We start from the raw sequence: 12,533 nt of genomic DNA on the forward strand, positions 1-12,533 counted from the left end.
CCCCCACGGGCTTCGGGGGGTCTGCACCAAGGTTCCGTTCATCCTCCTTCCGTAGCGTGGACTCGTCGCGCCGAACGGTGGCGGCCGCCGCCACCAGGTGCCGACGGACGGACGGGGATCCGACGAATGACCACTGCGACGACGACCGACGGCTCGTGGCTGAGCACGCTCGCCGACTGGGCGGTCTCACTCATGGACGTGATCGGCCCGGCCGGCGCCGGCATCGCGATCGCGATGGAGAACCTGTTCCCGCCGCTGCCGAGCGAGGTCATCCTGCCCATGGCGGGGCTCGCGGCGAGCCGCGGCTCGTTCACCGTCGTCGAGGCCCTCGTGTGGACGACCGCCGGATCGGTGATCGGGGCGCTGCTGCTGTACGGCCTGGGCGCGTGGCTCGGCGTCGACCGGTTGCGTGCGGTCGCGGCGAAGGTCCCGCTGCTGAAGCCCGAGGACATCGACCGCACGGTCGCGTGGTTCCAGCGGCACGGCGGCAAGGCGGTGTTCTTCGGCCGCATGATCCCCATCTTCCGCAGCCTCATCTCCATTCCCGCGGGCATCACGCGCATGCCGGTGTGGAGGTTCGCCCTGCTGACGGCGGCGGGCAGCCTGCTGTGGAACTCGATCTTCGTGCTGTCGGGATACTTCCTCGGTGCGTCCTGGCACATCGTCGAGCGGTACGCCGACATCCTCCAGTACGTCGTCATCGCGGTCGCCGCGGTGGCCGTGGCCTGGTTCGTCGTGGCACGGGTGCGCGAGGCGCTCGCCGCGCGTGATTCCCGCGACAACCGCGGCGAACTCGAACTCGACTAAGTCCGAGCCGCTCGATTCCCGGGCAGCGACCGCGAGCGGGTGTGTTTCCGCGTGCGGCTCCGGTGGGACGCACGCGGAACCTGGGAGGACGCTCAGCCGGCCCATAGATGAGGCCCACGTAGACTGGGGCGGTGCCCGCAGCTCGCCTTCATCTCGTGCGCCACGGGGAGGTTCACAACCCCGCCCGCGTGCTCTACGGGCGACTCCCCGGCTACGGCCTGAGCGCAGACGGCCGCCGCATGGCCCGGCAGGCGGCGGAGTACGTGAAGTCGCTCGACCGTCCCGTCTCGGCGCTGGTGTGCTCGCCGCTGCAGCGCACCCAGGAGTCCGCCGAGCCGTTCGCCGAGATCTTCGGCATGGCCCCCGTCATCGACGAGCGCGTCATCGAGCCGACCAACGTCTTCGAGGGCAAGCGCATGGCGATCGCGGTGGTCAACCCGTGGAACTGGCGCCACCTGCGCAAGCCCGCGCTCCCGAGCTGGGGCGAGCCGTACGCGGACGTCGTGGGCCGCATGAATGCGGCGATGACGCAGGCATGGGATGCCGCGGACGCCGGCGACGTCGTCATCGTGTCGCATCAGCTCCCGATCTGGATCACCCACCTCGCCGTCGCCGGGCTGCCGCTCCGGCACGATCCCCGCGCGCGCCGCTGCGCGCTGTCGAGCGTGACGAGCTTCGAGATGGTCGACAAGAAGTGGACCGAGACCGCCTACGCCGAACCGGCGTCGACGGCCGGCGCCGTGGATGTGGGGGCGGTATGACCGGTCGGTGGGCAGGGACGCGGGCGACGCGCAGAACGCAGGCGGCGGCATCCGCTCTCCTCGTCGTCGGCCTCATCGCGGGTCTCGCCGCGTGCACCAGCGACCCCCTCGCCGATCAGTACCGGTCCGGCGACAACAAGGGCTTCGTCGCGGCCGACGGCTTCGCGGTCGACGAGATCGCGGCCGCCGATCGCACCGAGCCGGTCGACTTCGAAGGCGTGCTCGACAACGGCGGCACGACCTCCAGCGCCGACTACGCGGGCGACGTGCTCGTCGTGAACTTCTGGTACGCGGGCTGCGCGCCGTGCCGCGTCGAGGCGTCCGAGCTCGCGGCGGCCGACGCCGCGTTCGAGGGGCAGGATGTCGCGTTCCTCGGCGTGAACCTGTACGACGGCGCGGAGGCATCGCGCGCGTTCGCCGAGACGTACGGCGTCACCTACCCCAGCGCACTGGCGACCGAGGACGGCTCGATCAAGCTCGCGTTCGCCGGGGAGAGCCCGCTGAACGCCGTGCCCGTGACGCTCGTGCTCGACAAGGAAGGCCGCGTCGCCGCGCGCCTGGTGGGGCAGATCGAGGACGCGTCGATCCTCGAGACCATCGTCCGCGAGACGCTGGAGGAGTCGTGAACCTGGGCGCACTGGTCGCCGACGGGTCGCTGCTCATCGCCATCCCCATCGCGATCCTCGCGGGTGCCATCTCGTTCCTCTCGCCGTGCGTGCTCCCGCTCGTGCCCGGCTACCTCGGCTTCATCGGCGGTGCCGTGAGCCCTCGTCCGGCACGGGTCGCCGTGGGCGCTTCGACAGGCTCAGCGACCGGGACCGACCTCGCTCCGGCGACCGGTGCCGGCTCAGCGACCGGTGCCGGCTCAGCGACCGGTGCCGGCTCAGCGACCGAGACGAAACGCGTCGAACCAGCGGTCGACGTCGAACTCGGCCGCGGGCGGCTCGTGCTCGGCGTGCTGCTGTTCATCGCCGGGTTCACCGTGGTGTTCGTCAGCATGGCGATGCTGGGTGGCACGCTCGGGCGCTTCCTGCTCGAGTACGCCGACCTCATCACCCGCGTGCTCGGGGTCGTCATCATCGCCATGGGGCTCGTCTTCATCGGGTGGTTCGGCATCGCGCAGCGCATCACGCGGCCGCAGGTGCGCGGCAACCTCGGGCTGATCGGCGCGCCGCTCCTGGGGATCGCCCTGGGCATCGGCTGGGCGCCCTGCATCGGCCCCACGCTCGCCGTCATCCTCACCATGGCGTTCGACTCCGGATCGGCGGCGCGTGCGGCTCTCCTCGGCGTCGCCTACTCGCTGGGACTCGGCATCCCGTTCCTCCTGCTCACACTCGGCTTCGGCTGGGCGACGCGCTCCGTCTCGTTCGTGCGCCGCCACATCCGCGTCGTGAACCTGATCGGCGGCGGCCTTCTCATCGTGCTCGGCCTCCTGATGGTCACGGGCATCTGGACCGCCGTCATGGCCCAGCTGCAGGGGGTGTTCGCCAGTGTCCCGGCCCCGCTCTGACGCCCCGCAGGGCTCGGCTCCCGAGGGGGCGGACGTCTCCGACCCGGTCGAAGGGATGCTGCGGCCCGCCGATCACGCCGATTCGGCGGCCCCCGCGGCCACCGACGAGGCCATCACCCAGCCGGCCCTCGGCGTCGTGGGGTGGCTGCGCTGGGGATGGCGCCAGCTCACGTCGATGCGGACGGCGCTCGTCCTGCTGCTGCTCCTCGCCATCGCGGCGGTGCCGGGCTCGCTGGTACCGCAGCGCAGCGCCGACCCCAACGGCGTGCGCCAGTACTTCGTGGACAACGCCGACCTCGCGCCGGTGCTCGACAAGCTGAGCCTCTTCGACGTCTACACGTCGCCCTGGTTCTCGGCGATCTACATCCTGCTGTTCATCTCACTCGTCGGCTGCGTCATCCCGCGCACCAGGCACCACTACAAGGCGATGCGCGCGCAGCCTCCCCGCACGCCCGCACGGCTGTCGCGGCTCGACGTTCATCGCACCGAGATCCTGGAGTGCCGGGACGACGCGGATGCCGCAGCCGCCGCCGCGACGGCGATCGAAGCCGCGCAGCACCAGCTGCGCAAAGCCGGCTACCGCGTGGCGAGGTACGACGGCGCCCGGTCGTTCTCGGTCTCGGCCGAGCGCGGCTATCTGCGCGAGACCGGCAACCTCGTCTTCCACGCGTCGCTCGTCGGCGTGCTGCTGGCCGTGGGCATCGGCGGGGGATTCACCTACACCGGGCAGACCGTCATCATCGAGGGCCGCACGTGGGTCAACACGATGCTCGACTACACGTCGTTCAACCCCGGCCGGTTCGTCGACGAGGACGCCCTCACGCCCTATGCGCTCACGCTCGACGACTTCTCGCTGTCGTACGTGACGCCCGGCCAGCAGGGCGCCGGGCAGGCCGGCGATTTCGTCGCCCACTTGACGACCCAGTTCCCCGACGCCGCCGCGCAGTCGGGCGAGGTGCGGGTGAATCACCCGCTGCAGATCGCGGGCGACAAGGTCTACCTCATGGGCAACGGCTACGCGCCCACCATCACCGTGCGCAACAGTGACGGCGACGTGGTGTTCTCCGAGCCGGTGCCGTTCCTGCCGCAGGACAACCACATGACCTCGCAGGGCGTCGTGAAGGTGCCTGACGGACTGCGCGAGCAGGTCGGCATGGTCGGCTTCTTCTACCCGACGGCGCAGGAGCTCGGCAGCGGCGCACTCACGTCGGTGTACGGCGACCTCGAGTATCCGATGCTCACCTTCTGGGTGTACGCCGGTGACCTGGGCATCGACGGTGGCGTGCCGAAGTCGGTGTACACCCTCGATCCCGCGGAGATGACACAGCTCGCCGGCGGCGATTCGGGTGCCGCGTCGCTCGAGCTCAAGCCCGGCGAGACCGTCGACCTGCCCGACGGCCTCGGCAGCGTCACGTTCGAGAACGAGGCGCCCGAGGGCGCGAACGGATTCCAGGACTCGGTCAAGCGCTACGTGTCGCTGTCGGTCCATCGCGATGCCGCTGCCACCTGGGTGCTGCTGTTCGCGGTGCTGGCGACCGCGGGCCTGCTCGCGGCGCTGTTCATCCCGCGCCGGCGCATGTGGGTCAGGGCGACGCCGCAGGGTCACACCGTGCAGCTCGAGTACGCCGGCCTCGCCCGCGGCGAGGACCCCGCGCTCGACGGCGCCGTCGCACAATTCGCACAGCGCCATCTCGTGTCGCTGGCAGACCGCGAGCCGGCCGGGGATCGCCCCGCCCGGCCCGAATCGACCCCCGACGTAGACTGAGGACCATGCCTGACGCCTCCCCTCTCACCCTCGACTCCGTCTCGGTGCTGCTGGTCTGGACGGCGATCGCGATCTACGCGCTCGCGTTCATCGCGTACGCGGTCGACCTGGCGAGGCGGGGTGCCGTGGCGGTGGAGGCGAAGGATGCCGCGGCCCAGACGGCACGCGAGCGCGAGCTCGTTGCGGCCGGCGGCGGCCGGGGGTCAGCGGGAAGCGGCATCGTCGACCAGCTGCGTGCGCAGGAGACCGCGTCGGAGGAGGCGCTCAACGCCCCCGTCGGCCGCCGTGCGCGCCTGGTGTGGGCGCGCATCGGCACGTCGCTGACGGTGCTCGGCTTCCTGTTCCATCTCGGTGGCGACGTGACCCGCGGCATCGCCGCCGGCCGTGTGCCGTGGTCGAACATGTACGAGTTCGCCCTGACGGGGACACTCCTGATCGTGGCCGTGTACCTCGGCGTGCTTCTTCGCTACGACCTGCGATTCCTCGGAACCTTCATCACCGGGCTCGTCGTCGTGCTGCTGGGCGGGACGGCCATCTGGTTCTACACCGACATCGTGCCGTTGATGGATCCGCTGAAGTCCGTGTGGCTCGTCATCCACGTGTTCGTCGCGTCGCTCGCGACTGCCCTGTTCTCGCTCGCATTCGGCCTGTCGGTGCTCCAGCTGATGCAGGCGCGGCGGGAGGCGCGGATCGCCGCCGTGGCCAGCGCGCAGGACGCCGTCGGCACCTCCGCCGCCTCCCCCGCGAAGACCGGCCCCGGCTTCCTCCGGACCCTTCCGAGCGCCGAGGCCCTCGAGTCGCTCGCGTACCGGTTCGCGATCCTCGGCTTCATATTCTGGACGTTCACGCTCATCGCCGGCTCCATCTGGGCCAACGACGCATGGGGCCGTTACTGGGGCTTCGACACGAAGGAAGTGTGGACCTTCGTGATCTGGGTGCTCTACGCCGGCTACATCCACGCGCGTGCGACGCGCGGATGGCGGGGCTCGCGGTCGGCCTGGCTGTCGATCATCGGCTTCACCGCAGTGATCTTCAACTTCACGATCGTGAACATGTTCTTCAAGGGCCTGCACGCTTATTCCGGCTTGAGCTGAACGAGGCCCCGGCGCGCGTCCGCCATGACGTGACCGCGACGACATGCCGTGGGCGGAACCCCGGCGGGTCAGCGTGTGGCCGGGGCGGGTTCCAGGACGACGAGAGGTGTCTCGCGGCTGCGGCGGGAGGCGTGCGCGTCCAGGTCGTCGCCGCCCTCGAGTGAGCGGAACACCTCCCACAGGCGCTCGCGTTCCGCGCCTTGCGCCTCGCGGGCGACCACGTTCCGCCGCTCGCCCGGAAGATCCACGGATGCCGCGGGCCGGGCCTGCAGATTGAGCCACCACGCCGGCGGCGGGTCGCCCCAGCCGTTCATCGCCATCGTGACCAGGCGGGGGCCGTCCTCGACGTACGCCACGATGGCGGCCCGCGGGGCACCCGAGCGGCGGCCGACGGTGTGCAGACGCATCATGCCCCAGACCTTCGTGCTGGGCGGCCGTAGACCCAGGCGCCCGCCCGTGACGTTGTAGATCGCGCGATGAACGACCCATGCGCTCCGGATGAACCAGCGCGGGGGCAGACGCGCGGAGCCGGGCTGCCGAGCCGCGGCAGAGGGGGTGGTCACGCGATGATCATGGCGGCCGGTGTGGCGGAGGGCAACCCCTGCGGGAACAGTTCGAGCCCGGGCGACACGTCGACCGGGCTCGAACTGGTGGGGATCACGCGGTGGCGGGCGTCGCCTTCAGCAGTGCCCGTGCCGAGGTGCTGCGGCGGCGTGCGACGACGATCATCGTCGCGACGAGCGCGAGCAGCGTCCAGATGATCAGCCCGGCGAAGGCCGCGCCGAGCCCCGATGCCGAGGTGAGCGCCGCCAGCATGCCGTTGTAGGCGGGGGCCGTCGGCATCAGACCTGCGACGCTCGAGAGCGCGCCCGGCACGGTCGAGACCACGCCGGTGGCGACGGTGAGCACGCCGATCAGCGCCGAGATCCAGCGCCCGGCGCCGCCGAACACGGCTACCAGTGCCTGGTTCACGGCGGCGAAGGCGATGCCGGCCACGACGCAGACGCCGGCGAGTGCCCACCACTCGCCCCAGCCGTACGAGGCGGCGAGCTGCACGACGCCGGCGACGAGCGCGCCCTGCAGCGCGCCGAGCCCGGCCGCGGGAGCGAACGACCGCAGGGTGAGCAGCGCCGACGGCTGCCGCGAGGTGAGAGCGCGGCGTGACACGGCCTGCAGCGCGATGAACGTGCCGAGTCCGCCGAACCACAGCGCGAGCGTCGCCAGCAGGGGGACCGCCGACGCACCGAAGAGCGAGGTTCCCACGCCGTCGGCCTCGACCGGGTCGGCGACGACGGAGGCGAGATCGGTGGCCTGCTGGTCGGTGTACGACGGCAGGGACTCGGATGCCGTCGTCAGGCCGCTCGCGAGGTCGGAGGTGCCGGTCGCGAGCTGCGAGACGCCGTCGGCGAGGCTCGTCGCGCCGTCCGCCGCCTGCGTGGCGCCCGAGGCGAGCTGCGTGGCGCCGTCGGCGAGGCCGGATGCGCCGTTCGCGGACTGGCTCGTCCCGGACTGGAGCTGGACAAGACCGGCGGCGAGATCGCGCGTGCCGTTCGCCGCCTGGGTGAGGCCGGCGCTCGTCTCGTCCATCAGAGTGGTGAGCCCTGTCAGGGTGCCGTTCGCGTACGCGGCGGCCGTGCCGGCGCTCGTGGCGAGCGCGCCGGCGCTCTGCGCCGCGGTGGCAGCGGTCGCCGCGGCGGCCTGCAACTGAGTGCAGAACGCATCACCCGAGACCGCGGGTACGCACTGGGCGGCCAGCGCGCCGAGCTGCTGAGCAAGCCCCGGTGTCTCCGGTGCGGGATTGCCGAGCGTCAGGGCGAGCGCACCCGCCTGCTTCGTGGCCTGGTCGGCGTTGCTCGCAGATTGGCCCGCGGCATCCTTCAGCTTCTGGTTCTGCACACCCGCCGCCGCTGTATCGAGGCCCGACGCGATGGTGTTCGCCCCGTCGGCGGCGCCTCCGATTCCGGTCGCGATCTGGTTGAGCCCGCCCGCGAGCTGTGACGCGCCGTCCGCCAGCTGCGCGTTGCCGTCGGCGAGCTGCGAGATGCCGCCCGGCAGCTGGGCGGCACCGTCGGCGGCCTGGGCCGCGCCGTCGGCGAGCTGGGTCGCTCCGTCGGCAGCCGTGCCGAGCTGGTCGCCCAGCGTCGTGAAGCCGAGGAACACGTTCTCGAGGTACACGCTCGACAACTGCGTGCCCATGCTCGACGCTGCCGCGGTCGCCACCTGGGCGGTGATCGCGTCGTCGACGATGAGGCTGTCGGGCGGCGTGGTGACCTCGATGGTGGCCTTCTCGGGCGTCGAACCGGGAGCCGTGGAGGTGGCGGCTGCTGAGAAGTTCTCCGGGATCGTGATGACCGCGGCGTAGGTGCCGTCGGCGAGGCCGGCCTCGGCATCCTCCTCGTTGGAGATCGTCCAGGTCAGGTTGCTGTCGAGTTCGTCCGACCCCTCGACGAGACCGGCGGTGAGCTGACGGCCGAGCGGCACCGTCTGCCCGTTGATCGTGACAGGCTCATCCTCGTTCACGATCGCGGCGGTGAGGCTGTCGAGGCGCTCGACCGGGTTGTACAGCGCGGCGACGAGGATGCCGCCGATGACGACGGGCAGCAGCAGCACGCCGACGAGCGTCAGCCAGGTGACGGGCCGGCGGGAGCGTGCGCGCTCGACGGCCGTGGTGATCCAGTTCGGGGTCATGCGTTCACCTCTGCGGTGGGGGTGGTCAGGGGAGCGCCCGAGCGCAGCGCCAGCGAGGCCACGTCGGGGCGATGCGCGTCGGCGAGGAGCGCGAGCGCGGCGCTCTCGCTTCGCGAGGTCACGACGACAGTGAGCATGCCGTTGCCGCCACCGCCGCGCAGTGCGCTCGCGGCGTCGCGCAGCAGGGCACCCGCCTGGTCGCGCTCGGCGGCATCCAGAGCGTCCACACCTTCGACGACGACGAGCGTCGCCTTGCCGGCGAGGGCGCGGCGCAGCGCGGGCAGTCGATCCTCGGTGTCGCCGAGGAGAGCGAGTCCGACATGGGCACGCACCCAGGCGCCGCGCTCCGGCAGCAGGTGGCCGGCGACGCGCAGCTTGCCGTCGGTCGGCGCGAGCCGCCCGGCCAGGGTCAGCGCGAATGCGCGCGCCGCGCGCGGGTCGCCGGTCGCGATGAGAGTGCCGCCGGGCTCGAGGCGGAACGCGGCATCCTCGAACAGCACGACCTCGCCGGCGGAGCCGCCGGCATCCGCCCGGACGCCCACGCCCTCGCCCACCACCACCGCGGTCGTGTTCGGCTCGGGCCAGGACTCGAGCGCGAGCTCGCGCTCGACGGCCTCGCCCTCGATGTCGAAGTGGGGGAGGATCCGGTCGAGCCAGCGGGGGATCCACCACGCCTTGTCGCCGAGCAGCGCCATGACGGCGGGCACGAGCGTCATGCGCACGAGGAAGGCGTCCACCGCGATGCCGACGGCCAGGCCGAGCGCGATCGGCTTGATCGACGCGTCGCCCTCCGGAACGAACGCCGCGAACACGGCGAACATGATGATCGCCGCCGCGGTGACGACACGCGCCGAGGCGGTGAAGCCCGACCGCACCGCGCCCAGGGCGATGTCACGGCGACTGCGGGTCGAGTGGCCGGCGGCCGCGCGGCGGGCGTGCACGTAGTCCTCGCGCATGCGGCTGACCAGGAAGACCTGGTAGTCCATCGCCAGCCCGAACAGCACACCCATCAGGATGATCGGCATGAAGCTGATGACCGGCCCGGTGCGATCGACGTGGAGGAGCTCCGCTCCCCAGCCCCACTCGAACACCGCGGCTACGACGCCGAAGGCGGCCAGCACGGAGAGCAGGTAGCCGACGGCCGCCTTGATCGGGACCCAGATCGAGCGGAACACGATCATCAGCAGCACCAGCGACAGGCCGACGACGAAGATGCCGAACGGCAGCAGGGCGGCGCCCAGACGGTCCGAGATGTCGATGCCCACCGCGGTGAAGCCGGTCACCTTGAGGTCGACGCCGTACTCGTCCTTGAGCTCAGGAGCGAGCTCCCGCAGCGCGCGCACGAGCTCGGCGGTCGCGGGATCGTCCGGCGCGGTCTCGGGCACGATCTGGATGAGGCCGGTGTCGGCGGTCTCGTTCGGCGTCGCGAGCGCGACCTCCTTGACGCCGGGCACCTTCTCGACCTCGTCGGCGAGGTCGGCCATGAGACCGAGCGGGTCGGTCGAGGTGACGATGGTGCCCGTCATGATGAGCGGGCCGTTCGCCCCCGGGCCGAAGTGCTCGGCGGTGAGGTCGTACGCCTGGCGTGCCTGGCTGGACTCGGGCTGCTGGCCCGCGTTCGGCAGCGCGAGGCCGAGGCTCGCGGCCGGGATCGCCATGACCCCGAGCGTCAGCACCACCGCGATGGTCGTGACGACCGGGTGGTTGGTGACCAGCTGCACCCACCGGTTCGTCTTCTTGACGGGCGCCGCCGGGGTGGCATCCTCAGCGACCGGAGTGGGATCTGCGGCCAGGTCACCGGTCGCTGAGCGAGCGCCCGCTTCCGTATTCCCGGTCGCTGAGCGAGCGCCGGCGTGCAGGTCCCCGGTCGCTGAGCGAGCGCCGGCGTCCAGGTCCCCGGTCGCTGAGCGAGCGCCAGCGAGACGAAGCGCGTCCTCGGGCTCGGCAGACGGTCCCGTCGCGCTGCGGCGCGACAGCGAGACTCCCCGGCGCTTCCTGCGGTGGCCCCAGCCGGCGACACGGCCCTTGGCGAAGCCCAGGAGCGCGGGGGTCAGGGTGATGGCGACGACCACGGCGATCGCGACCGCCACCGCCGCGGCGTTGCCCATGGTCGTGAGGAACGGGATGCCGGCGAAGCCGAGGCCGATCAGTGCGATGAGCACGGTGACACCGGCGAACACGACGGCCGAGCCGGCCGTGCCGGTCGCGCGCGCAGCGGACTCCTCGGGTTCGACGCCCGCGCGCACCTGATCCTGATGTCGGGCGACGATGAACAGGGCGTAGTCGATCCCCACCGCGAGCCCCAGCATGATGGCCAGCATCGGGGTGGTGGACGAGATCGACGCGAACGCCGTCGAGACGTAGATGAGGGCGATCGCGAGGCCGACCCCGATCAGGGCCGACACCAGCGGGAACCAGGCGACCGCGAACGAGCGGAACGTGACGATCAGCACGAACAGTGCGATCAGAACGCCCACCGCCTCGATCAGCGAGAGGGCCGGCACCGAGGTCGAGAAGAGATCGCCGCCCATGGCGACCTGCGAGCCCTCGGGCAGCGTCTCGCGGAGATCGTCGGCGACATCCTCGAGACCTGCCTTGGTCTCGTCCGACACATCGGTCGACTGACCGTCGAACTGCAGGCGCACGATCGCCGCCGACTCGTCGTCGGCGACCATGCCGGTGACCATCTCGTTGAAGGGGTCGGTGACGGCGATCACGCCGTCGAGGTCTTCGAGATGCGAGACGGTGTCGTCGATCGCGGTCGCGTAGGGCTCTTCGTCGACCTGGTCGCCGTCGGCCGCGACGATCACCAGCTGCGCGCTCGTGCCGCTCGCCTGTGGAAAGCTGCGGTCCAGGAGCGCGATGCCCTCCTGAGCCTCGGTCCCGGGAATCGAGAACGAGTTGTCGGTGCCCTTCATGAACAGAGCCGCACCGCCGCCGGCGAGGGCGAGCAGGAGCACCCACGAGACGAGCACCCGCCACGGGTGGCGGTACGTCCAGCGGCCGAGCGCATAGAGAAGGGTCGACACAGCGCCTCCGTATTACGGGTATGAGGTGGGGGTTGCGTCGATACAGCGCTGTATCGGATACATGAGTGTATCGTAAGGCGGGTTGCCCGCCCCAACCTGAGTAGTCCGTGTGAGACTGGCGGCAAGGAGGACCGATGAGCGACACCCCCGTGATGGAAGTGGCAGGCATGTCACGCCGCCGCGAAGCGACCCGGCAGAAGCTGCTGGATGCCGCAGCCCTGGTCTTCGCCGAGGTCGGGCTGGATGCGGCATCCGTCGAGGCGATCTGCGAACGCGCGGGCTTCACCCGCGGCGCGTTCTATTCGAACTTCGAGACCAAGGACGAGCTGTTCCTCGAGCTCGCCGGCTCGGTGGCGCGCGGTCGCGTCGCCGTGGTGCGGGAGCGCGTGGCGGCGCTGGAGGGCGAGGGCGCCCTCGAGCTCATGCCCACCAACGCGCTGGAGATCGTGCAGCAGATCCTCGACGTCTCGGCCGACGACCGCCTCGGCGTGCTGCTGATGAGCGAGATTCGGATCCGCGCCCTCCGCACGCCGGCGCTCGCCCTGGCCTACCTCGCGCAGGACGAGGAGATGCTGCGCAACGTCGCACAGATCATCTCCGACATCGGCGCAGCACGCGCACTGCGATTCCGGGTTCCGGCAGACGAGGCTGCTCGGCTCATGCTCACCGTATGGGAGGCGGCGTCCGTGCGGGCCGTGATGGCGGGGCTCGGCGACGAGGAGATGCGTCTGCGCATCAACGAGGAGCTCGCCCGCGTCGCGCAGGTCATCATCGAACCCGTCTGAGGCTGTCAGCCGGCGAGACGAGCGGGGTGAGACCTCGGCGGATCGCCGCTGACAGCATGCAGCCTGGACCGCCGGCGCTCCGTCGGCGCGCGGC

At 71.2% G+C, this 12,533-nt stretch carries 10 protein-coding genes; 7 read left to right on the plus strand and 3 right to left on the minus strand.

Features of this window, described 5'->3' with window-relative positions:
* Positions 1–126 precede the first annotated feature (126 nt).
* The 6 genes from NCG93_RS17515 (at position 127) to ccsB (ending at position 5,937) form a co-directional block, all read left to right on the plus strand.
* Positions 127–807 carry a DedA family protein gene (locus NCG93_RS17515; RefSeq protein WP_194413025.1) on the plus strand — a complete coding sequence of 227 codons (681 nt, stop codon included), beginning with the start codon at positions 127–129 and terminating at the stop codon, positions 805–807.
* A 131-nt stretch (positions 808–938) separates the two neighbouring features.
* Positions 939–1,568, plus strand: coding sequence for a histidine phosphatase family protein (locus NCG93_RS17520; protein WP_194413026.1), 630 nt, complete (start codon positions 939–941; stop codon positions 1,566–1,568).
* On the plus strand, positions 1,565–2,194 hold the full coding sequence (locus NCG93_RS17525; RefSeq protein WP_194413027.1) for a TlpA family protein disulfide reductase: 630 nt from the start codon (positions 1,565–1,567) through the stop codon (positions 2,192–2,194). Before NCG93_RS17520 ends, NCG93_RS17525 begins: the two co-directional genes overlap by 4 nt.
* Entirely contained in the window at positions 2,191–3,078 is an 888-nt protein-coding gene (locus NCG93_RS17530) for a cytochrome c biogenesis CcdA family protein (protein WP_194413028.1), read from the plus strand. Before NCG93_RS17525 ends, NCG93_RS17530 begins: the two co-directional genes overlap by 4 nt.
* Positions 3,079–3,133: 55 nt before the next feature.
* Positions 3,134–4,843, plus strand: coding sequence for a cytochrome c biogenesis protein ResB (gene resB, locus NCG93_RS17535; RefSeq protein ID WP_194413764.1), 1,710 nt, complete (start codon positions 3,134–3,136; stop codon positions 4,841–4,843).
* A gap of 5 nt (positions 4,844–4,848) precedes the next feature.
* A complete protein-coding gene (gene ccsB, locus NCG93_RS17540; protein ID WP_194413029.1) occupies positions 4,849–5,937 on the plus strand; it encodes a c-type cytochrome biogenesis protein CcsB in 1,089 nt (362 codons plus the stop codon).
* Between the two features lie 68 nt (positions 5,938–6,005).
* Here the strand turns inward: ccsB and NCG93_RS17545 are convergent, their stop codons facing one another.
* From NCG93_RS17545 to NCG93_RS17555, 3 genes are all read right to left on the minus strand, one after another.
* The gene (locus tag NCG93_RS17545) at positions 6,006–6,500 is read right to left on the minus strand and encodes a nitroreductase/quinone reductase family protein (RefSeq protein WP_194413030.1); all 495 of its coding nucleotides are present in this window, start codon (positions 6,498–6,500) and stop codon (positions 6,006–6,008) included.
* Between the two features lie 94 nt (positions 6,501–6,594).
* A complete protein-coding gene (locus tag NCG93_RS17550; protein WP_194413031.1) occupies positions 6,595–8,625 on the minus strand; it encodes a YhgE/Pip family protein in 2,031 nt (676 codons plus the stop codon).
* Positions 8,622–11,654 carry an MMPL family transporter gene (locus NCG93_RS17555; RefSeq protein ID WP_194413032.1) on the minus strand — a complete coding sequence of 1,011 codons (3,033 nt, stop codon included), beginning with the start codon at positions 11,652–11,654 and terminating at the stop codon, positions 8,622–8,624. Before NCG93_RS17555 ends, NCG93_RS17550 begins: the two co-directional genes overlap by 4 nt.
* 134 nt (positions 11,655–11,788) lie before the next feature.
* Here NCG93_RS17555 and NCG93_RS17560 point away from each other — a divergent pair, with 134 nt between their 5' ends.
* Positions 11,789–12,439: a TetR/AcrR family transcriptional regulator gene (locus NCG93_RS17560; protein WP_194413033.1), complete on the plus strand. Its 651-nt coding sequence runs from the start codon at positions 11,789–11,791 to the stop codon at positions 12,437–12,439.
* Positions 12,440–12,533: the final 94 nt, after the last annotated feature.

Source organism: Microbacterium yannicii (genome assembly GCF_024055635.1).
Lineage (GTDB): Bacteria > Actinomycetota > Actinomycetes > Actinomycetales > Microbacteriaceae > Microbacterium > Microbacterium yannicii.

Bases quoted from the DNA above. Each gene is read 5' to 3' on its own strand.
- ccsB (WP_194413029.1), top strand. From the start codon at position 4,849: ATGCCTGACGCCTCCCCTCTCACCCTCGACTCCGTCTCGGTGCTGCTG.
- NCG93_RS17525 (WP_194413027.1), top strand. From the start codon at position 1,565: ATGACCGGTCGGTGGGCAGGGACGCGGGCGACGCGCAGAACGCAGGCG.
- NCG93_RS17550 (WP_194413031.1), bottom strand. From the start codon at position 8,625: ATGACCCCGAACTGGATCACCACGGCCGTCGAGCGCGCACGCTCCCGC.
- NCG93_RS17560 (WP_194413033.1), top strand. From the start codon at position 11,789: ATGAGCGACACCCCCGTGATGGAAGTGGCAGGCATGTCACGCCGCCGC.
- NCG93_RS17515 (WP_194413025.1), top strand. From the start codon at position 127: ATGACCACTGCGACGACGACCGACGGCTCGTGGCTGAGCACGCTCGCC.
- resB (WP_194413764.1), top strand. From the start codon at position 3,134: ATGCTGCGGCCCGCCGATCACGCCGATTCGGCGGCCCCCGCGGCCACC.